21 protein-coding genes are annotated in these 19,184 nt (G+C 61.1%); 7 read left to right on the top strand and 14 right to left on the bottom strand.

What is annotated here, in order from left to right:
* Window positions 1-6 precede the first annotated feature (6 nt).
* Window positions 7-1,188: an acetyl-CoA C-acyltransferase gene (locus AC0V6X_RS12610; RefSeq protein WP_486184896.1), complete on the top strand. Its 1,182-nt coding sequence runs from the start codon at window positions 7-9 to the stop codon at window positions 1,186-1,188.
* A gap of 77 nt (window positions 1,189-1,265) precedes the next feature.
* Here the strand turns inward: AC0V6X_RS12610 and AC0V6X_RS12605 are convergent, their stop codons facing one another.
* On the bottom strand, window positions 1,266-1,733 hold the full coding sequence (locus tag AC0V6X_RS12605; RefSeq protein WP_486184895.1) for a hypothetical protein: 468 nt from the start codon (window positions 1,731-1,733) through the stop codon (window positions 1,266-1,268).
* Window positions 1,734-1,871: 138 nt separating this feature from the next.
* Between AC0V6X_RS12605 and AC0V6X_RS12600 the strand changes: the two genes are divergently transcribed.
* Window positions 1,872-2,474 carry a DUF4126 domain-containing protein gene (locus tag AC0V6X_RS12600; RefSeq protein ID WP_486184894.1) on the top strand — a complete coding sequence of 201 codons (603 nt, stop codon included), beginning with the start codon at window positions 1,872-1,874 and terminating at the stop codon, window positions 2,472-2,474.
* Here the strand turns inward: AC0V6X_RS12600 and rimK are convergent.
* The 3 genes from rimK to AC0V6X_RS12585 form a co-directional block, all read right to left on the bottom strand.
* A complete protein-coding gene (gene rimK, locus AC0V6X_RS12595; protein ID WP_486184893.1) occupies window positions 2,471-3,376 on the bottom strand; it encodes a 30S ribosomal protein S6--L-glutamate ligase in 906 nt (301 codons plus the stop codon). The genes AC0V6X_RS12600 and rimK overlap by 4 nt on opposite strands.
* A complete protein-coding gene (locus tag AC0V6X_RS12590; RefSeq protein WP_486184892.1) occupies window positions 3,373-3,825 on the bottom strand; it encodes an ATP-dependent zinc protease family protein in 453 nt (150 codons plus the stop codon). The genes rimK and AC0V6X_RS12590 overlap by 4 nt, the downstream gene beginning before the upstream one ends.
* Window positions 3,826-3,937: 112 nt before the next feature.
* Window positions 3,938-5,182: a polyhydroxyalkanoate depolymerase gene (locus AC0V6X_RS12585; protein WP_486184891.1), complete on the bottom strand. Its 1,245-nt coding sequence runs from the start codon at window positions 5,180-5,182 to the stop codon at window positions 3,938-3,940.
* A gap of 242 nt (window positions 5,183-5,424) precedes the next feature.
* On the opposite strand from AC0V6X_RS12585, the gene AC0V6X_RS12580 reads away from it, so the two are divergent.
* The 3 genes from AC0V6X_RS12580 to AC0V6X_RS12570 all read left to right on the top strand — a co-directional run bounded on the left by AC0V6X_RS12580 (window position 5,425) and on the right by AC0V6X_RS12570 (window position 8,548).
* Complete coding sequence (locus AC0V6X_RS12580) at window positions 5,425-7,209, top strand: ABC transporter transmembrane domain-containing protein (protein WP_486185580.1); 1,785 nt, start codon at window positions 5,425-5,427, stop codon at window positions 7,207-7,209.
* 207 nt (window positions 7,210-7,416) lie between these two features.
* A complete protein-coding gene (locus AC0V6X_RS12575) occupies window positions 7,417-8,274 on the top strand; it encodes an undecaprenyl-diphosphate phosphatase (RefSeq protein WP_486184890.1) in 858 nt (285 codons plus the stop codon).
* A 19-nt stretch (window positions 8,275-8,293) separates the two neighbouring features.
* Entirely contained in the window at window positions 8,294-8,548 is a 255-nt protein-coding gene (locus AC0V6X_RS12570; RefSeq protein ID WP_486184889.1) for a hypothetical protein, read from the top strand.
* Window positions 8,549-8,656: 108 nt separating this feature from the next.
* Here AC0V6X_RS12570 and phhA read toward each other — a convergent pair whose 3' ends face one another.
* A complete protein-coding gene (gene phhA, locus AC0V6X_RS12565) occupies window positions 8,657-9,595 on the bottom strand; it encodes a phenylalanine 4-monooxygenase (protein ID WP_486184888.1) in 939 nt (312 codons plus the stop codon).
* Between the two features lie 74 nt (window positions 9,596-9,669).
* Here phhA and ppk2 point away from each other — a divergent pair, with 74 nt between their 5' ends.
* Window positions 9,670-10,446, top strand: a complete 777-nt coding sequence (gene ppk2 / locus AC0V6X_RS12560) for a polyphosphate kinase 2 (protein ID WP_486184887.1) — start codon at window positions 9,670-9,672, stop codon at window positions 10,444-10,446.
* On the opposite strand, the gene AC0V6X_RS12555 is transcribed toward ppk2, so the two are convergent.
* From AC0V6X_RS12555 to AC0V6X_RS12530, 6 genes are read right to left on the bottom strand one after another with little or no spacing between them, the layout of a single operon-like run.
* Window positions 10,443-11,303, bottom strand: coding sequence for an HTD2 family dehydratase (locus AC0V6X_RS12555; protein ID WP_486184886.1), 861 nt, complete (start codon window positions 11,301-11,303; stop codon window positions 10,443-10,445). The two genes, ppk2 and AC0V6X_RS12555, sit on opposite strands and share 4 nt — an antisense overlap.
* Complete coding sequence (locus tag AC0V6X_RS12550; protein ID WP_486184885.1) at window positions 11,300-12,526, bottom strand: acetyl-CoA C-acetyltransferase; 1,227 nt, start codon at window positions 12,524-12,526, stop codon at window positions 11,300-11,302. The genes AC0V6X_RS12555 and AC0V6X_RS12550 overlap by 4 nt, the downstream gene beginning before the upstream one ends.
* Window positions 12,526-13,767, bottom strand: coding sequence for a CoA transferase (locus AC0V6X_RS12545; RefSeq protein WP_486184884.1), 1,242 nt, complete (start codon window positions 13,765-13,767; stop codon window positions 12,526-12,528). The genes AC0V6X_RS12550 and AC0V6X_RS12545 overlap by 1 nt, the downstream gene beginning before the upstream one ends.
* A gap of 27 nt (window positions 13,768-13,794) precedes the next feature.
* Entirely contained in the window at window positions 13,795-15,000 is a 1,206-nt protein-coding gene (locus tag AC0V6X_RS12540) for an acyl-CoA dehydrogenase family protein (protein WP_486184883.1), read from the bottom strand.
* Window positions 14,997-15,257, bottom strand: a complete 261-nt coding sequence (locus AC0V6X_RS12535) for a hypothetical protein (protein ID WP_486184882.1) — start codon at window positions 15,255-15,257, stop codon at window positions 14,997-14,999. Before AC0V6X_RS12535 ends, AC0V6X_RS12540 begins: the two co-directional genes overlap by 4 nt.
* A gap of 10 nt (window positions 15,258-15,267) precedes the next feature.
* Window positions 15,268-15,618 (bottom strand): hypothetical protein, encoded by a 351-nt coding sequence (locus tag AC0V6X_RS12530; RefSeq protein ID WP_486184881.1) that lies wholly within the window; start codon window positions 15,616-15,618, stop codon window positions 15,268-15,270.
* A gap of 149 nt (window positions 15,619-15,767) precedes the next feature.
* On the opposite strand from AC0V6X_RS12530, the gene AC0V6X_RS12525 reads away from it, so the two are divergent.
* Window positions 15,768-16,775 (top strand): right-handed parallel beta-helix repeat-containing protein, encoded by a 1,008-nt coding sequence (locus tag AC0V6X_RS12525; RefSeq protein ID WP_486184880.1) that lies wholly within the window; start codon window positions 15,768-15,770, stop codon window positions 16,773-16,775.
* Here the strand turns inward: AC0V6X_RS12525 and AC0V6X_RS12520 are convergent, their stop codons facing one another.
* Genes AC0V6X_RS12520 through xth form a run of 3 tightly spaced genes read right to left on the bottom strand, consistent with a single transcriptional unit; the run spans window position 16,776 to window position 19,149 of the window.
* A complete protein-coding gene (locus tag AC0V6X_RS12520) occupies window positions 16,776-17,297 on the bottom strand; it encodes a GNAT family N-acetyltransferase (protein WP_486184879.1) in 522 nt (173 codons plus the stop codon).
* On the bottom strand, window positions 17,294-18,364 hold the full coding sequence (ribA, locus tag AC0V6X_RS12515) for a GTP cyclohydrolase II (RefSeq protein ID WP_486184878.1): 1,071 nt from the start codon (window positions 18,362-18,364) through the stop codon (window positions 17,294-17,296). Before ribA ends, AC0V6X_RS12520 begins: the two co-directional genes overlap by 4 nt.
* A complete protein-coding gene (xth, locus tag AC0V6X_RS12510) occupies window positions 18,361-19,149 on the bottom strand; it encodes an exodeoxyribonuclease III (RefSeq protein ID WP_486184877.1) in 789 nt (262 codons plus the stop codon). Before xth ends, ribA begins: the two co-directional genes overlap by 4 nt.
* Between the last annotated feature and the right edge of the window lie 35 nt (window positions 19,150-19,184).

Below are 19,184 nucleotides of genomic sequence, written 5' to 3'. Positions count from 1 at the left end.
TCTCTCATGGCACGTGATGCAGTCATCGTCTCCACCGCCCGCACTCCGATTGGGCGCGCATACAAAGGCGGCTTCAACGCTACTCCGGGCGCAACGCTCGGCTCGTTCTCTTACAAAGCCGCTGTTGAGCGTGCCGGCATCGAAGGCGGCGAAGTCGACGATGTGGTTTGGGGCGCAGTCCTCACGCAGGGTACGCAGGCTGGCAACATTGGTCGCCAGGTCGCTTTGCGTGGCGGAGCGCCTGTCACCGTCGCAGCGCAGACGATTGATCGTCAGTGCTCGTCGGGCCTGATGGCGATCGCGACCGCTGCTAAGCAGATCGTGGTCGACAATATGGATATCGTCGTTGGCGGTGGTCAGGACTCGATCTCGATGGTCCAGACGCCGGAAATGCGCGTCGCTCCCGATCCCTCGCTGATCGCGATGCACAAGGACGTCTATATGCCGATGCTCGGCACGGCTGAGACGGTTGCCGCGCGCTACAATATCAGCCGTGAGGCACAGGACGAGTACGCGCTGCAATCGCAGATGCGCACGGCTGCTGGTCAAGAGGCTGGCCACTTCGATGCTGAGATCGTTCCGTGCACCACCACAATGATGGTCAAGGACAAGGAAAGCGGCGAGATCAGCCAGGTCGAGCACACGCTGACCAAGGATGAAGGCAACCGTCCGACCACCACGCTGGAAGGCCTGTCATCGCTCAATCCCGTCATGGGTCCCGACAAAGTCATCACCGCCGGTAACGCTTCGCAGCTGTCCGACGGTTCCTCGGCCAGCGTGTTGATGGAAGCCAAGCTCGCCGAGCAAAAGGGCCTCGAGCCGCTGGGCCGTTATGTCGGCATGGCGGTTGCAGGCACCGAGCCGGATGAGATGGGCATCGGCCCCGTCTTCGCGATCCCGAAACTGCTCAAGCAAACGGGCCTGACGATGGACGATATCGGCCTGTGGGAGCTGAATGAGGCGTTTGCCGTGCAGGTCCTTTACTGCCGCGACAAACTGGGCATCGACAACGACATCCTCAACGTTAATGGCGGCTCGATCTCGATCGGCCACCCCTACGGCATGACCGGCGCACGCTGCACCGGCCACGCGCTGATCGAAGGCAAGCGTCGCGGCGCGAAATATGTCGTCGTCACGATGTGTGTCGGTGGTGGCATGGGCGCGGCAGGCTTGTTCGAGGTTTTCTGATTTAGGGCAGCGGTCTAACGCCCCGTCAAGGACACGAAACGCGAAAGGGGCTGCGAGCAATCGCGGCCCCTTTTGCTTTAGTCCTCCGAATCGCCCTCTTCGCTCTGCTCAGCGCTCTGGGTCTCGCCCGTTTCGCCCGTCAGCGAGTTGCCGAGGCCGCCGTCATAGCCTTTGACTACAGCGGCAATCATGGGACGATTGCGGCTTGGTCGATCGTTGCCGGGCGTCAACAGGCCGCCGACAAATTCAAACATCTGCGAGAAAACGCCGGGCTCTTCGGGGAGCTTGATCCGCACGCGCTTGTCCGATTCGACGACGATGAAGTCCTCTCCTCGCACCAGGACGGCACTGGCTGCTTCGCTGGTGCGCACCACGTCGCCAATCTCCAAAGCGGTGCCGCGCGCGCCATAGATGGAGCGATCTCCGCGGATGATCGTGACCTGACCGTCGGCTTCGGAAATGCTCCAGCCGGAGTCCTGTGCCATCGCCGTGCTGCCCATGAAGAAGGCTGCAAGCACGCAAAGAAGCTTTGAAAAACGGATCATGGAAGCGCCCCTAATCTTTGTTTCACCGTTAACCTTCTTACCGCCAAGACTTTACGGCGAGCTTGGTCAGGCTGGTAAATTTGGAATGAACGCCAGCGCGATTTGCCTCACAGCCAGTTCTGTCGCACATTCCCTCCCATGGGGATCATGGAAATCATCGGCATTGCGGCCAGTGTCAGCCTATTGAGCGGCTGGAGGCTCTATCTCTGCATCTTTGCAACCGGGCTTGCGATGCGGTTCGATGCCCTGCCGGTGCCCGAGCATCTCTCCAGCCTTGCTGTGCTGGAGAATCCGTGGGTCATGGGCATCGCGGCAGTGGGCGCTCTGGCGGAGTTCTTCGCCGACAAAGTCATGTGGCTCGACAGCGCATGGGACACGGTGCACACGTTCGTGCGGCCTGTGGGAGGCGCTCTGCTCGCGCTTGCGATCATCGATCCGTCGGACCCGGCGACGCAGGTTATCGCCTTCCTTTTGGGCGGAGGCGCGAGTTTCCTCGCCCATGGCGGCAAGGCCAGCGCCCGCGCTGCGGTCAACACATCGCCCGAGCCGGTGAGCAATGTAGTCGCTTCAACAACTGAGGATGTCGCAACGATAGGCCTGTTGTGGCTCGCCTACGAATATCCCGGAATTGCGATTGGGATTGCAGGCGTCTTGCTGGTCATCGTCCTTGGCTTGCTATGGATCGCGCAGCGGATCGTGAAGCGATTGTTCTTCCGAAGTCGGAAACCGGAGAGCAGTTAACCCTGACCCTTGGTCTTGGTCTTTCCGGCCTTGGCGTTCTGCTCGATAAATTCGATAATCGTTCCAGCGATGTCCTTGCCCGTTGCGTTTTCGACCCCTTCGAGGCCGGGAGAGGAATTGACCTCCATAATCACCGGACCGTGATCAGAGCGCAGCATGTCGACCCCGCACACATTCAGCCCCATACGCCGCGCCGCGCTGACCGCGGTCGATCGCTCGGCAGGGGTGATCTTCACCACCTGCGCGCTGCCGCCCCGGTGCAAGTTTGAGCGGAAATCATCGGGCGCGCCGGTGCGCTTCATCGCCGCGACGACCTTGCCGCCGACGACCAGAGCGCGAATGTCAGTTCCGCCAGCTTCAGCGATGAATTCCTGCACGAGGATGTTGACGTTGGCGCCGCGAAACGCCTCGATCACCGACTTGGCGCTCGACATGGTCTCGGCCAGCACGACCCCGATACCCTGTGTTCCTTCGAGCAGCTTGATCACCACCGGCGGACCTTTGACCGCCTTGATGATCTCCTCAGCCGCCTTAGGATCGTTGGCATAGGCGGTGAGCGGCAGGCCTAATCCGTATTTGGCCAGAATTTGCATGGAGCGCAACTTGTCACGGCTACGACCGATGGCAACGCTTTCATTTAACGACCACACGCCCTGCATCTCAAACTGGCGCACAACGGCGAGGCCGTAATTGGTGATTGAGGCGCCGATGCGCGGGATCACCGCATTATAGTCGCTCAGCGTTTCACCATCATAGGTTAGCGTCGGGCGATGGCTGGCAATATTCACGTTGCAGCGCGTGGTGTTGAGAATGTCGAGGGTATGCCCGCGCGCCTCTGCCGCTTCCTTCAGGCGCTGGTGCGAATAGAGGTTCGGGTTGCGCGCAAGCATGGCGATCTTCATGGTTTGTGACCTTTCACTGCTGTATTGCCCGGCGTTTGCAGCCAGGAATGTCCGCTATCAACGACAAAGCGCCGTCTGAGTGCGGAGCGCCCGATCAACATAGGGAACTTCATGTCTGAGCGATCAGCAAGGCTGATCTCAGCCTTGAATTCAATGCTACCGATCCTGAACGGGGTCTTGATGACGTAGCGGTTTTGCGTTTCGCCATTAGAGCTGGTGATGCCGCGTATGTCCACATGCACAGCAATCCCTTCGTGGCGAATTCCATCCCAATCGACGGCAAAGCGTACATAGCGCCCGTCCTCCCGCTCGATTTCCTCCAGCACTTCTGCATGAAGCGAGGACGTGCGCGCGCCAGTGTCGATCTTGGCCGGGATGCCGGACAAGTTCAGCGAGGGGAGCGCTACAAGCTCGCGCCATCCGACAACGGGAAGTTGGGAAGTGCTCAAACAAGGTCTCACTTATCGCACGAGGACATGCGTGCGGATCATGAAGCAAGAGGTGGCCCTTCCCTCAGCAATTGCCAAGAGAGGGACGCGTAAATTCGACTGGCTGCTTCCTCTAGCCGTGCTCAGCGATAAACTCTTCGATCACAGGGGCGACATTGCGGCGCCATTTGCTGCCGTTGAAGATGCCGTAGTGCCCAGCGCCTTCGGCCATGTAGTAGCGCTTCTTTGTCTCTTTCAGGCCGCTCGCCAGCGAGAGGGCTGCCTTGGTCTGGCCGAGGCCTGAGATATCGTCGCGTTCGCCTTCGATGGCGAGCAAAGCTGTGTCGGTAATCTGCGTGAGGTCCACGACCTCTCCGCGATGTTCGAAGGTGCCATTGGGGATGGAGTGTTTCTGGAACACTTCCTCGACCGTCTGGAGGTAGAACTCTGCGGTCATGTCGCACACAGCGCGATATTCATCGTAGAACGCCTTGGTCGCATCGGCGCTTTCCTCGTCGCCTGCGGTCAGGTGTTTGAACATCTCGTAATGACTCATCATGTGGCTTTGCAGGTTCATGCTCATGAACGCTGAAAGCTGCATGAAGCCGGGATAGACTCGCCGGCCTGCACCGCGATATTGCATCGGTACGCTGGCGATGACCGAGTTGCGAAACCATTCAATCGGGCGATTCATCGCGTGATCGTTGACCGATGTGGGGCTCTCGCGCGTGTCAATCGGGCCGCCCATCATGGTCAGCGTCTTGGGGGTCGCGGGATCATTGTGCTGGTTCATCAGCGCGGTTGCCGCAAAAGCGGGCACAGACGGCTGGCACACCGCCATCATATGCGGCCGCTCGCCGCCTTTGTTCGCGCCTTCAACCCGGATCTGCTCAAGAAAGCCCATCAGGTAGTCGATGTAATCGTCGAGATCGAAATGCCCTTCATGCACCGGCACCAGCTTCGCATCGGCCCAGTCGGTGATGTAGACGATGTATTTCTGGAGCATCCGCTCCACCGTGCCGCGCAGAAGCGTCGCGTAGTGACCGCTCATTGGAGCCACGATCAGCAGGCGCGGCGAATTTTCCGGCAGGCCAGTGTGGCGGAAGCGTTTGAGGTCGCCGAACGGCTGATTGACGACAGTGGCTTCCTCGACCGGATAGACCTCGCCATCCACTGAGACCTCAGTGATGCCGAAAGCCGGCTTGCCATAAGGCGCGGTCGCATGGGCCATCACGTCAAGCGCGTTGGCGGTGATCGAGCCGATGCCGAAATGGCTGAGCGGGTTGGCCGGGCTGGTGAGGAATTCGGAGGACATGGATGCCACTGTGCTCACCGAATTGAGCCAGCTGCGCTGGAGTTCATAGGCTTTGTAAAGCATCGATCCGACTTTCCGGGCTGTTCGCCCACCCCGTTTGATGCGCACGATCCCGAATGCGCTATTGTGTGCTAGATGGCCCTTAGCCGATCATTGTGCAATGCACAATTTACCGGGCGTTCAGGGCCTTCGCCAATCTCATTGCGATTAAAGCGTGAAATTTGCTTTCAGCGTAGCTAGATGAAGCGACTATGGATGGGCAAACCACCGAAATTCCGGACAGTTCTGCGCAGGCGGAAGAGGTGATGGGCGCTGAAGAGGCTGAGCCCCAGAAGCGTGCGCGCTCGCTTGCGCCTTTGCGTATGGTTTACCGCGAAGCAGGCAAATATCCCGCCCAGATCAGTATGGCGGTGGCAGCCCTCCTGGTCACTGCACTGGCGACTTTGGCGATACCGTGGCGCTTTAAAGTCATTATCGACGACGCCTTTGGCGGCTCTGCCGGGGTCGAGGAAATCGGCCATGCCTTCCAATATCTGCTGATGATCGTCGTGATCCTTGGGATCGGCACAGCGGCCCGGTTCTATTTTGTGAGCTGGATCGGTGAGCGGGTTGTTGCCGATATCCGCCTAAAAGTGCAGCAGAACCTGCTGCGCCTCTCGCCCGGTTTCTACGAAGAGAACAGCCCGAAGGAAATCTCCAGCCGGATGACGTCGGACACGGCGATTATTGAGACAGTGGTGGGCACGACTGTCTCGATCGCCTTGCGCAACACGCTGACCGGGATTGGCGGGATCATCCTGCTGTTCTACCTCGCCCCCGGGCTGACTGCGGGCCTGCTGATTGGCATTCCGCTGGTGATCCTACCCATCGTCTTTTTCGGGCGCAAAATTCGCAAGATATCGCGCTCCAGCCAGGACCGCGTCGCTGATGTCGGAGCCTATGTGACCGAAGTGCTCTCCGCGATGAAAGTCGTGCAGAGTTTCGGGCAGGAGCGCCGCGAAGGCGACCGCTTTGGCGGCGTCGTGGAGCGTACTTTTGAGACCGCGCGCAAACGGATCATCCTTCGCTCCGCAATGACCTCGATCGTCATTCTGCTGATCTTTGGCGGGATCACGATGGTGATGTGGCGCGGAGCGATCGCTGTGTCCGAGGGTGCGATCAGCGGCGGGACGATTGCCGCTTTTGTGCTGACCGGAGGATTGGTTGCAGGCGCGATGGGGTCGCTGACCGAAGTCTATGGCGACCTGCTGCGCGGTGCGGGTGCTGCATCGCGGCTCGCTGAGCTGCTGGAGGCCAAGCCCGCCATTGCAGCGCCTGCGCGTCCGGAGAGCCTGCCGGTGCCGCCGCGCGGTTCGCTGTCTTTCCGCAATGTCACTTTCCGCTATCCGGCGCGGCCTGAGACCCCGGCTCTCAAAGACTTCAGTCTGGAGATTGAACCGGGCGAGACGGTTGCGATTGTCGGACCATCGGGGGCTGGCAAGTCGACTTTGTTCCAATTGGTTGAGCGGTTTTACGACCCCCAGGTGGGCACGATCCGCTTGGACGGGGTGCCATTGACCAAGGCTGACCCCGCCGAGATTCGCGACCGCATCGCCTTTGTTCCGCAAGAGGGTGTGCTGTTCAGCGCCAATGCACGTGACAATCTGCGCTATGGCCGCTGGGATGCGAGCGAGGAGGCGATCTGGGATGCCGCGCGCGCTGCCAATGCCGAGAAGTTCCTGCGCGATCTACCCGACGGGCTCGACACCCATCTGGGCGAGGGCGGCACGCAGCTTTCCGGCGGCCAGCGCCAACGCGTGGCGATCGCCCGCGCGCTGCTGCGTGATGCGCCGATCCTGCTGCTGGACGAAGCGACCAGCGCACTTGATGCCGAAAGCGAACAACTGGTCCAGCAAGCGCTCGACCAGCTTATGAAGGATCGCACCACCTTGGTCATCGCTCACCGCTTGGCGACGGTGCGCGCAGCGGACCGGATCGTGGTGCTCGACAATGGCGAAGCGGTTGAGCAAGGCACCCATGACGAGCTGACCGCGATGGGCGGGCTCTATGCAAGGCTGGCCAAGCTGCAATTTGCGGCAGAGGCGGCGTAATCTTCTTTGCGAAGCTGCATCGGCAGCTTCGTCCTCGCTAGACGTGCAGCAAGCTGCACACGCTGCGGGCGGCCTTGCAGGTGGCCTCTGGCCGTCTGCGCCTTCGGCTTCGACTCCGGCCTTTGACTTTTGTGACTATGAAGCTGCGCTAGTGACAGCGCGGATGCGCTTGCGGAACAAATAACTCCCTGCCAAGGGAAGCGAACAATGACTTTCCTCCAGCTTCTTATCATCGGGATTGTGCAGGGCATCACGGAGTTCCTGCCGATTTCCTCGTCAGGGCACCTGATCCTGATCCCCTACCTGACCGACTCTCCCGACCAGGGACCGCTGATTGATGTCGCGGTGCATGTGGGTTCACTGCTCGCGATCATCGTCTATTTCTTCAAGGACGTGCTGGTATTGGCTCGCGGCGGCTTTGCAAGCATCGGGGTGGGAGCCAGCGCCCCCAATGCGCCTGCCGAGCGCCGACTGTTCTGGTGGATTGTGCTGGGCACGATCCCGGCGGTGGCCTTCGGTCTGTCGATTAAACTAGGCCTGTTCAACGGCATTGCCGAGAATGTCTTCGGCGTGGAGATCGTAGACGGCGATTTGATGAGCTCGATCCGATTCACCGATCTCATCGCCTTTAACCTGATCTTCTACGGCATCCTGCTGGGCCTCGCGGACTGGGTCGGCAAGGAGTTCAAAGCGTTTGAGGACATGACCTGGCGCGACGGTCTGATCGTCGGCATTGCGCAGGCTTTGGCGATCATTCCGGGCACGTCGCGTTCGGGCGTGACGATGACGGCGGCGCGGTTTCTAGGCTACAAACGGGTTGAGGCGGCGCGCTTCTCCTTCCTCCTTTCAATCCCGGCAGTGGCAGGCGCGGGCGTGCTGATCGTGCCGGAGATTTTCGATGCGGGGATGGAGCTTGCTGTCGACGCGCTCATTGCAGGGGTGCTCACCTTTATCGCTGCGTTCTTGACCATGGCGTTCTTGATGAACTTCCTGAAGCGCGCCTCGATGATGGTCTTTGTGCTATACCGCGTGGCGATGGGCGTTGCCCTGTTGTACTTCTTCTAGTCGCGAGAGGACCGCCACAATGTCGCTTATTTTGCTGAGCTTGATCGGAGTGCTGATCGGATGGCTTTCCTCCATCGTCACCCGCGTTGAAGAGGGCAAAGCCGTCCGGCGTCTGGTGCTCGCGGGCTTCTTTGGCAGCGTGATCGCAGGGCTCGCTGCGAATAGCGGGACGGTGCTGGGAAGCCTCAGCTGGATCGCGACGGGCGTCGGGGTGCTTGCCAGCATCGCTGCGGTTGTGGCCTATCGCTATTACTGGAGCCGACGCGAAGCTTAGTCGCGGAGTACGGGCCATTCATGGCTCGCAAGGGCGACTGCCCGCCCGCAGCGGGCGCGGCTTGCCGCGCGTCTAGCGAGGACGAAGGCGCGGATGCGCCTTCGCAAATCAAACAGCCTTTGCTCCTGATCCACGACCGCCGCGCAGCCAATATTCCTGGCTCCCGCGGTTCACCACATTGTCGACATCGATAATCGCTGAATTGGCGTAGGTGAAATTGGGCGCGAGGCTTTTGTAGAGGCGGTCGAAATCGCGCTCGACCGTCTGGCGGTAGAGGTCTTCGAAGCTTTCGATCACGAAGTAAGTCGGTTGCAGGTCGCTGATGACATAGTCGGTGCGCATCACCCGGTCGACATTGAGCATGATGCGATTGGGGCTCTCGCCTTCAACGGCAAAGCGCGCCTCGGTTGGGCCAGAGAGAATGCCAGCGCCATAGGCGCGGATGCCCTGCTCTTCCTCGATCAGGCCAAACTCGACCGTGTACCAATAGAGCGCGCCCAGTGCCTTCAAGCGGTTGTAGCGCATCGCCTTCCATCCCGCGCGGCCATATTCCTGCATGTAATCGGCATAGACCGGGTCGGTCAGCATCGGTACGTGGCCGAACACATCGTGAAACACGTCGGGTTCCTGGATGTAGTCAAAGGTCTCTCGCGTGCGGATGAAGTTGCCTGCGGGGAAGCGGCGATTGGCGAGATGCCAGAAGAAGACGTGATCGGGGATCAGCATCGGCACCGGCACGACCTGCCAGCCTGTCAATTTGCTCAGCTCTTCCGACAAAGCGCCAAATTCGGGGATGCCGCCGCGCGAAAGGTCGAGCTTGTCGAGGCCATCGATAAACGCGCTCGCCGCGCGGCCGGGCAGCACGTCCATCTGCCGCGCGAACAGCTCGTCCCAGATCGCGTGGTCATCTGCGGAATAGTTGGTCTGCTCTGGCTCGATCCAATCCCGACCCAGATGCGCCGGTCGCCGCAGGGGCGCGGTGAAAACGCCCTCGTCAAGCTCGGGCAATTGAGTAAAGTCGGTCTGGGGATCTGCAAGCGTAGCCATAACGTTTCAGATGTTACGACTTTTGCCCGTCGGCAACAAGCGGGCAGCAACAGCTAGAGGGCGAAGGAACCACTATGGGCCTAAAGGGCAAGGAATACCGCGAACTGCTTGAGCCCATGACCGAGGAACTGGTCGGCATGGCGCGCTGGGCGCGGACTACGGGCGCGCGGATCGTGGTGATTTTTGAAGGGCGCGATACGGCGGGCAAAGGCGGTGCGATCCGTGCGGTGCGCGACAAGCTGAACCCGCGCCAGTGCCGCACAGTCGCGCTCTCCAAACCGAGCGAGGATGAACAGACTCAGTGGTATTTCCAGCGCTATATCGCGCACTTGCCTCATGCGGGCGAGATCGTCCTGTTCGACCGCAGCTGGTACAATCGCGCTGGGGTCGAACGGGTGATGGGTTATTGCTCTGAAGAGCAGGCAGAGGCGTTCTTGGAGCAAGCCCCGATCTTCGAAAAGCAGCTCACCGATGATGGCATTCTGCTGTTCAAATACTGGCTTACCACCGATCAGGAACGCCAAGAGGAGCGACTGCGCGAGCGGCTCGACGATCCGCTCAAACGCTGGAAGCTCTCGCCGGTCGATCTCGCTGCGCGCGACAAATACGACGCCTACACCAAAGCGCGCGAGGCGATGCTGGCGGCGACCCACACGACCCATGCGCCCTGGACGCTAGTGGATTTCAACGATCAGAAGCGCGGTCGGCTGACGCTCATTCGTGATTTGCTTGACCGCCTGCCTGACACCCATGTCGAGCCTCCCGTGATCGACTTTCCCGAGTTTGAAGGCGAGCCGTTGGAGGAGGCCTACTCGGTACTCAAGCCGCTGAAAGACTTTCCGATCGACTAGGTAGAAGCGCTTGCCTTCATCACTTGGCGCCCGTCAGATGCAAAGGCGCCGAGTTCATAGCCTTTTTCGATTTGGCGCATAACGCAGTGGAGCGTTTCACCCGCGACAGCTGGCGAGACACCGCGGAAGGCAAATTGCCGCAGCCGATTGTCGCCCAACTCGCGCGCAGCGAGTTTAAGCAGCAGGCTTGCCGTCAAAGGCCCATGCACAACCAGCCCGCGATAGCGTTCCACATCGCGCGCATAGGGCGCATCATAGTGGATGCGGTGGGTGTTGAATGTGAGTGCGGAGTAGCGGAACAGCAGGCGCGGATCGGGGGTGAGCGTGTGCACCGCGTCCCAGGCGCTTGCATCAAACGTGTCTTCTCCCGGCTCTGGTGGGCTGAGCGGCGCATCGGGCGCAGCCGCCTCGCGATAGACCAGCGTCTGCGTTTCGACGATCGACTTGGTGCCGTTGGCGTTGATCGTGTGCTCGACATCGACAAAGGCGAGCTTGCCGGAGGCGCCATCCTTCTCCTTGACCGAGGTGATGCGGCTGTTGCGGTCGATGACCGCTCCAACAGCAAGCGGTGCGATGAAGAGGATGTCGCTGGAGGCCCACATGCGCCGTGGCATGGCAAAAGGTGGCAGGAAGCTGACCGGGCTGTCATCGCGGACGGGGTGACCGTCTTCGCCCAGTTTGCGGGTCAGTGCATCGGGCGGGCAGAGACAAAAGTGGATGCCCTGCGACTGGATCTTAGGAACTTCAGGGGCGTTCTTCCCGACGTCAAAAGTCGCATGCCAGCGCGTCGCCAGGCCTTCATCAAGCCGGTCGGTTGAGCGCTGCTCGCGTCCGATCCATGCCTCAAACTCGCTCATGTCGCGCGCTCGAACACAGCGGCGATCCCTTGCCCGCCGCCAATGCACATCGTCTCGAGCCCAAAGCGGCTACCGCGTCGGTGCATCTCGGCGGCCATGTCAGCCAGGATCCGCCCGCCGGTCGCGCCGATAGGATGGCCGAGCGATATACCCGATCCGTTGACGTTGAGGATCTCCCGGCGCGAATCGTCCTCGCTCCATCCCCAGCCTTTCAGCACAGCGAGCACTTGCGGCGCGAAGGCTTCGTTGAGTTCGACCAAGTCGATATCGTCCCAGCTGTATCCGCGTCGCTCGAACAGGCGTTCGACCGCGGGAACCGGGCCGATGCCCATGCGCGAAGGGTCGCAGCCCGCCGCTGCCCAGCCGCCGAACCAGAGCGAAGGCGTGAGGCCCAGCTCTTCCAGCTTGTCTTCTGCAACGACCAGACAGGCCGCCGCCGCATCGTTCTGCTGGCTGGCATTGCCGGCGGTTACGATAGCGTCCGGATCGCGCTTGCCATCGATGGGGCGCAGCTTGCCGAGCGTCTCCATCGAGGCGTCGGTGCGATAGCCTTCGTCGTGATCAAAGGTGATCGGGTCTCCGCGTCGTTGGGGCACTTCGACCGGCACCAGATGATCGTCGAACTTGCCCGCCTCCCAAGCCGCAGCCGCATTGCTGTGTGATCGTACCGCATATTCGTCCGCCGCCTCGCGCGAGATGTCGTAATCCTTGGCGAGGTTCTCTGCCGTCTCAATCATGCCGGTAATGATGCCAAAGCGCTCTATCGGTTGGCTCATCACCCGCCCACGCGACAAACGGTCATGCAGCTTGATATCGCCCATGCGTGCGCCGCCGCGCCCTTGCAGGGTGTAGTGCTCGACATTGGACATGCTCTCGCAGCCGCCCGCGACGACCATGTCGGCCATGCCGGTCTCCACCATCATCGCCGCCGTTGCGACAGCCTGCACGCCCGAGCCGCAGCGGCGGTCGAGCTGGAAGCCGGGAACTTCGATGGGCAGCCCCGCGGCGAGCCACGACCAATGGCCGATGGCGGGGGCCTCCGCGTTACCGTAGCCTTGGGAGAAGACGACATCATCGACGCGCGCGGGGTCGATGCCGGTGCGTTCGACCAGCGCTTTCAAGATGACAGCTCCCAGCTCGCCCGCATTAAGGCTGGAGAGCCCGCCTAGGAACTTGCCTACGGGGGTGCGCAGGGGCGAAACGATAGCGGCGCGTCTGGTCATCAGCGGTTCCTGTCTGAAAGAGCAACGGTGCCTGCATCCACCAGCGCGCCGATCGCACCCGACGACAGCCCGAGCCGCTCGGCGAGCACCTCTTCGGTATGCTGGCCAAGATAGGGTGCGGGCGCGGGATCTCCGACCTCATGCGCAGGAAGGTTCGCGAAAGAACGCGGCGCGGGATAGTCAAAGCCGGACGGATTTTTAGGCGATGGGCCGAACAGCGGATTGTCCGTCACCAGCGCCGGATCGTGCGCGGCTTCATGTGCGGTGCGATACTTCTCGAAAGTGCATCCTTCCGCTGCCATGCGCATCTCGAGCGAGCTGTATTCGTGGGACGATGCGACGTTCTGGAATATGTCGAACAGGGCCTCGCGGTGCTTGAAGCGCGGGTCGTCTCCGTCGGAGAATTTAACCCCAACCTCTGCCTCGAGCTTGGCGATGGGCTGCGCGACACCGAAAGCCTCAACCAGGCCAGTCCATTGCTTGGCTGTAAGCGCGGCGACCATAAAGCGCACGCCGTCCTTTGTGCGGAAGTCACGTCCGAACGCACCCCAGATCGCATTGCCGAGCCGCTCTCGGTCTGAACCTCGGTAGCGCATCTCGGCATACATGCCTGAATTCGCGGCGGTCCCGATAGCGACGTCGCCCAACGGCACGCGCACTTCACTCCCCTCTCCGGTCGCATCGCGGTGGCGCAGAGCGGCGAGCAGGGCAAAGGCGCAATAGGCACCGGTGATGAAGTCCCATGCGGGCAGGACTTGGTTCACCGGCGGCGCTGTCGACATGTCCCAGTCTGCTGGGCCGGTCATCAACGGATAGCCGCTGGTGGCGTTGACGGTGAAGTCCATTGCCTGACGCCCGTCATGCCAGCCCATGATCCGCACCGAGGTCATGTCGGGAGCGCCCTCTGGTTGCGCTGCCTTCATCGCGCCGTGAGACAGGAAGCTCTTTTCAGGCAAATTGGTGATGCAGTTACCGGTCTTGGCGGCGAGCTCCACAGCGAGTTCGCGCCCTTCCTTTGACCGAAGATCCAGCGCAACCGACTTCTTGGCGCGGTTCAAGTTCTCCCAACTCAGGCTCCGCCCCTCTTTGGTGAGCATATAGCGGTCATAGTCGAGCCCGCCCGCCTTGTGATCGATGCGGATCACCTCGGCTCCCATCTGCGCGCAATAAAGGCCGGCCGTGGGCGAAGCGACGAAAGAGGAGACCTCGATAATCGAGAGGTCATTCAGAAGCTTATACATGGAGTCCCCTGTTGGAGAGCGACGCGCCTAGCTGTTCTCACGCTCCCATGCTCTGAGCATATGCTTGGCGATCTGGAGCTGGAGGATCTGCGTCGTGCCTTCGTAAATGCGGTAGATGCGCGCATCGCGGAAGAAACGTTCGGCGTCGTATTCGGCGAGGTAGCCCGCACCGCCATAGACCTGCACGACCCTGTCCACCACACGGCCACACATTTCAGAGGCGAAGACCTTGAAAGCGGCAGCTTTGACGAGGATGTTCTCGCCCCGATCAGCACGCGCGGTCACATCCGCCATCATGCTTTCGGCTGCATAAATCTCGATCTCGCTGTCGGCGAGCATCTGCTGGATCAGCTGGAAGTTCGAAATCGGCTCGCCAAAGGCCTTGCGTTCTTGCGCGTAGCGGATCGCTGAATCGAGCGCGCGGCGGGCATAGCCCGTTGCAGCTGAACCCACAGAAATGCGGCCATTGTCGAGGCTCTGCATGGCAAAGCGAAAGCCCTTGCCGGTCTCTCCGCCCAGCAGTGCATTACCCGGCACTTTCACATCGTCGAGCATGATGTCGGAGATGTGGGAGGCGGACTGGCCCATCTTCTTGTCCGGCGAACCAGTGGAGACACCGTCCGCATTCATTGGCACCAGAAAGGCGCTGACATGGGCGTTTTTGGGCAGGTTCTCCTTCTCGGTCCGCGCCATGATCAGCGCAACGTCCGCATGCGGCGCGTTGGTGATGTAGCGTTTGGTCCCGTTGAGGATCCAGCCATTGCCGTCCGGATCGGGCTTGGCGAAGGTTTGCAGGCCAGCGCTGTCCGATCCCGAGCCCGGCTCTGTCAGGCCGAAGCAAGCGATCTTGCCCTCGGCGAGTTTGGGATACCATTCGGCGCGCTGCGCTTCGGTGGCGCCGTTTTTCAGCGCGCTCGCAAACATGCCGACATTGATTGAGAAGATCGAGCGGTAGGCCGGCGCGGCGTAGCTCATGATATTCACGATCCGCGCATATTGCGTCATGTTGAGGCCTGCGCCGCCATATTCTTCTGGCACGGAGAGGCCGAACAGGCCCATCTCACGCATCTCATCGACGATCTCATCGGGTATTTTGTCGCCCGCAATGACTTCCAGCTCGGCCGGGATCAGCCTTTCACGCACATAGCGGGTGAGCTGCTCGGCAAATTGCTCGAACACGTCGGCATCCATGCCGGGATTGGCACCCATCGGATGCGTGGGTTCTACGGTCATTCGGTATCGCCTTCTGGCGTTGCTTCCTTACCCGCTTCGGCCTCTGCCCCGGTCGGAGGCAAGACGCCTTCTGGCAAGCGGCGCTCTTCCAGCATCTCAGCCGCTTCGTCGAGCGCGCGCGCTTCGCCCTCGCTGACCGCGCCCGGCCCGCTGGTGGTCCCGCCGCCATCGCAGGCGGCGAGTGCAGGGAAGAGCAGCAGGGCCGAACCAATCAGCCCTGCGCTCTTGGAATAGGCGCGCTGGTTTCGCGTGCTCATATATCGGCGATTACTGGCCGCCATCGACCACGTCAGCGGCCGAGTCAGCTGCATCACCAACCGCATTGGCTGCGTCTTCAATGCCTTCAATCGCGTCAAGCGCTGATTGCGCTTCGGCAGCAACGTCAGCAGCTTCGTCAGCAGCCGCTTCAGCGGTGGCTTCTGAGGGAGCGGTTTCAGCTGGATCGACTGGTGGCAGCGCCTCTGCATCTTCCACCGCTTCGTCTGTGATCGGAGCCAGAGCGTCGTCAGCGGGCACTTCCACTGTGTCCGGCATTGCTTCGGTCGATGCGTCATCGGTGCTGCCGCATGCAGCAAGAGCGAAACTGGCGCCAGCGGCCAGGATTGCGAGTTTCTTCATGAGTATCCTCCTCTTCGAACTCAATCGTGGTTCGCTGGAAACTCTAGCGAGATAAGGCCGGTTAAGCCAAGCGCCTTTTGCTGGCTCGAAACGAGACAGGGTCAAGACGAGCGCCCCGCGAACACGCGAATCGCTGTACTCCAGTGTGCATGACACAGAACTTTCGCTTCAATCGCCCGACCCTGAAACAGCGTCTCGCCAATGCGCTCGACAATGTGTTCCTTATCGGAATACTTGGCCTAGCGGTGGCGATGACCTTTGCGACGCCAGCAAGTGCGCAAGCGAACAGCAGGCCGTTCACTATCCTCGAGAACGGGCAGAGCTATGCGACTTTGCAGGCGGCTGTCGACGCTATTGGTGCGCAGCGCGGCACGATTGAGATTGCCGCGGGCACATATCAGCAATGCGCGGTGCAGCAGGCGGGTGTCATCATCTACACAGCCAAAGAGTTCGGCACGGTCACCTTCGACCGCCGCACTTGTGAAGGCAAAGCGGCTTTGGTCCTGCGCGGTCTGGGCGCAGAAGTGCGCGGGATCACTTTTTCCAACATGGCGGTCGCGGACGGCAATGGCGCGGGCATTCGCCTGGAGCGCGGGGCGCTCAACATTGCCTATTCGCGATTCCTCGACAGCCAGCAGGGCATTCTGACCGCTGACGATCCCAATGGCCGCATCTATATCATGCGCTCTACTTTCAGCGGCTTGGGCACTTGCGAGAATTCGGCAGGCTGCGCGCACTCGCTCTATATCGGCAATTATGGCGAACTGACCGTGCGGGACAGCCGGTTTGAGCGCGGTCGTGGCGGCCATTATGTGAAAGCACGCGCGGCCAATGTCATCATCGAGAACAATAGCTTCGACGATGCAGCGGGCAGCGGCACCAACTACATGATCGACCTGCCGGCAGGCAGCCGCGGCTCGATCACGCAGAACTGGTTCGTCCAGGGCCGCGACAAGGAGAATTACTCTGCCTTCATCGCTCTGGGAGCCGAAGACGTGCTCCACAATGCGGATGGGTTGGTTGTGCAGGGGAATGAGGCGCGCTTTGTGCCGGGCCTGCAACGCTCCAGCGTGTTTCTTGCTGACTGGATGGGCGCGCAGATCGCGATGTCGAACAACAATCTGGCGCGCGGGTTGACCAACTACGAACGGCGCTAACTAGGCGTCGGGGTAGAAGCCGGGCGCATAGGCAACGTCTCCTGAAGGCATTTCGCCATCGAGCAGCAATGTCTGGAAGTATTCCGGCGGCGGCCCCGGAAAGGTGACCTGCGGCACATATTCAAAGCCAAAGCGGCTGTAGTAGGTAGGGCTTCCCAGAAGCACGATCCCCTTGGCTCTCGCGGCCCGCATATCCACAATTCCGCGCCGGACCAGTGCGCTGCCGATCACTTGATGATGCAGCTCTGGCCAGACCGAAACAGGGCCCAGGCCATACCAGTCGCGCGCTCCATCACTGATTGTGACAGGCGAGAAGGCGATGTGGCCAACGATGCGGCTCTCGTCTTCTGCCACCAGCGAAAGCGTTAGATCACCATCGCTGCGCAGGCGGCCGACAAGATGTTGCTCATCTCCATCGGAATGCTCCATCTCGCGAAACGCAGCCTCGGTGAGCGCGAAGATGCTGTCTTCGTCTCCCGGCTTCTCCGGACGGATCGTGATGGCTATCTCGGGTCTGCTCACGTCAGCAGATGTCCGTGCCGGTCGCGTTTGGTGGCGAGGTAGCGGGCGTTGTGCGGGTTGTCGGGGAGCTGGTGCGCGACCCGTTCGCTGACGGTGATGCCTGCCGCCTCCAACGCCTCGACCTTCTTCGGATTGTTGGTGAGGAGCCGAATTGAACGCGCGCCGATCAGTTCCAGCATCCGCGCTGCCACGGGAAAATCGCGCGCTTCATCCGGTAATCCCAGTCGCTCATTGGCGTCGACCGTGTCAAAACCCTGATCCTGCAGGCGATAGGCGCGCAGCTTGTTGATGAGGCCAATCCCCCGTCCCTCCTGCCGCATATAGAGCACCGCGCCCCAGCCACCGTCCTTCTCCGCATGCTCCGCCATAGCGGCGATGGCTGCGTCAAGCTGAGGTCCGCAGTCGCATTTCAGGCTGCCGAGCACATCGCCTGTCAGGCATTCGGAGTGGACGCGGATGAGCGGCTGCTTGTCGCCCGTTTGCTCGCCGATGATCAGCGCGACATGTTCGCGTGTGTCAGAGGTGGAGCGGAAGGCGACTATCTGTGATTCTTCGCTCCCCAGCACGGGCAATCGGGCGCGAGTTACAATCCGCAAAGCGCCAGCATCGGAATATTCCGCAAGGTCGCTCGCATGCAGCTCATGCGCTTCGCCCGCATCTTCGGGGTCGACCAGAAAGGCAGGCAGGATCCCTGCGATCCGCGCCAGCTCCATCGCAGCGCGCGCCGCGTCCTCCCAATCGAGTTTGTCCGCACGAAACGGCCCCTTCATTGGATTGCCCAGGTCGAGCGCAGGGTCGGCGATAGGCAGAGCCTCGCGCAGGTCAAAGTCCTCTGCCCCGCTGATGAGCACAGGCGCATGAGGAACGGCTGCTTCTCGCTGATTAATCAGCTTGAGCGTCGCGGCCCTTGCACTGGAAATCAGCATCGCCCCTGACGTCGCCTCGCGCGCCACCGCTGTCTCGACCGGCAACACCTTTGGCCCATCCACAAAGCGGATCGGCCAGCCATGGCGCAAGGCATCCACCGCCTGCGCCGCGCGCCGCGCCGGAGACGGTGTATCGCTCAAACGTCGAACTCGGTGACAAGCGGCACGTGGTCTGAGGGCTTCTCCCAGCTGCGCGCCTCTTCCAGGACGCGGTGGGCCTTGGCCTGCTTCGCCAGCGCCTCGCTCGCCCACATATGGTCGAGCCGCCGTCCGCGATCATTCTTGCGCCAGTCGGGTGAGCGATAGGACCACCAGCTGAAATAGCGATCAGGATCGCGGATAAACTCGCGGCCAACGTCCACCCAACCGTGGGCTTGTTTGAATGTCTCAAGCGTCTCGACCTCGAGCGGCGTGTGGCTGACGACCTTGAGCAGCTGCTTGTGGCTCCACACATCGCTTTCAAGCGGCGCGATGTTGAAATCACCGACGATCAGGCTCTGGTGCTCGAGTTTGTCCGCCCAGCTGGTCATGCGCGCCAAGAAGTCGAGCTTTTGGCCGAACTTCGCGTTCTTGTCGCGGTCGGGAATGTCACCGCCAGCGGGGACATAGACATTGTCGATCCGCATATCCTTGCCGATCACTTCGACCCCGACATGGCGAGCCTCGCCATTGTCCTGCCAGTCGTGGCGGGTGACTTCCTTGATCGGTACGCGGCTGACGGTGGCGACGCCGTGATAGCCCTTCTGCCCGCAGATCGCCTGATGCTCGTAGCCCATTTCGGCCAGCGCTTGCGCCGGGAAGAGATGGCTCTCGCACTTGATCTCCTGCAGGCAGAGGATGTCGGGCGCTTCCTCGCGCAGATATTTCTCGATGATCGGCAGGCGCAAGCGGGCCGAGTTGATGTTCCAGGTCGCAACAGAAAGCATGGCCAGCGATTTAGGGGGAGAGGCACAAAAACTCC

It is taken from the genome of Erythrobacter sp. S267 (assembly GCF_057365045.1).
Note: the sequence above shows the minus strand (reverse complement) of the source record. Positions and strands in the feature narration are given on the sequence as shown.

Coding starts and splice junctions, on each gene's coding strand:
- phhA (WP_486184888.1), bottom strand. CDS start 9,595: ATGGCTACGCTTGCAGATCCCCAGACCGACTTTACTCAATTGCCCGAG.
- AC0V6X_RS12525 (WP_486184880.1), top strand. CDS start 15,768: ATGACACAGAACTTTCGCTTCAATCGCCCGACCCTGAAACAGCGTCTC.
- AC0V6X_RS12600 (WP_486184894.1), top strand. CDS start 1,872: ATGGGGATCATGGAAATCATCGGCATTGCGGCCAGTGTCAGCCTATTG.
- ppk2 (WP_486184887.1), top strand. CDS start 9,670: ATGGGCCTAAAGGGCAAGGAATACCGCGAACTGCTTGAGCCCATGACC.
- AC0V6X_RS12530 (WP_486184881.1), bottom strand. CDS start 15,618: ATGAAGAAACTCGCAATCCTGGCCGCTGGCGCCAGTTTCGCTCTTGCT.
- AC0V6X_RS12550 (WP_486184885.1), bottom strand. CDS start 12,526: ATGACCAGACGCGCCGCTATCGTTTCGCCCCTGCGCACCCCCGTAGGC.
- AC0V6X_RS12570 (WP_486184889.1), top strand. CDS start 8,294: ATGTCGCTTATTTTGCTGAGCTTGATCGGAGTGCTGATCGGATGGCTT.
- AC0V6X_RS12535 (WP_486184882.1), bottom strand. CDS start 15,257: ATGAGCACGCGAAACCAGCGCGCCTATTCCAAGAGCGCAGGGCTGATT.
- xth (WP_486184877.1), bottom strand. CDS start 19,149: ATGCTTTCTGTTGCGACCTGGAACATCAACTCGGCCCGCTTGCGCCTG.
- AC0V6X_RS12575 (WP_486184890.1), top strand. CDS start 7,417: ATGACTTTCCTCCAGCTTCTTATCATCGGGATTGTGCAGGGCATCACG.
- AC0V6X_RS12540 (WP_486184883.1), bottom strand. CDS start 15,000: ATGACCGTAGAACCCACGCATCCGATGGGTGCCAATCCCGGCATGGAT.
- AC0V6X_RS12580 (WP_486185580.1), top strand. CDS start 5,425: ATGGGCGCTGAAGAGGCTGAGCCCCAGAAGCGTGCGCGCTCGCTTGCG.
- AC0V6X_RS12545 (WP_486184884.1), bottom strand. CDS start 13,767: ATGTATAAGCTTCTGAATGACCTCTCGATTATCGAGGTCTCCTCTTTC.
- AC0V6X_RS12585 (WP_486184891.1), bottom strand. CDS start 5,182: ATGCTTTACAAAGCCTATGAACTCCAGCGCAGCTGGCTCAATTCGGTG.
- AC0V6X_RS12555 (WP_486184886.1), bottom strand. CDS start 11,303: ATGAGCGAGTTTGAGGCATGGATCGGACGCGAGCAGCGCTCAACCGAC.
- rimK (WP_486184893.1), bottom strand. CDS start 3,376: ATGAAGATCGCCATGCTTGCGCGCAACCCGAACCTCTATTCGCACCAG.
- AC0V6X_RS12605 (WP_486184895.1), bottom strand. CDS start 1,733: ATGATCCGTTTTTCAAAGCTTCTTTGCGTGCTTGCAGCCTTCTTCATG.
- AC0V6X_RS12610 (WP_486184896.1), top strand. CDS start 7: ATGGCACGTGATGCAGTCATCGTCTCCACCGCCCGCACTCCGATTGGG.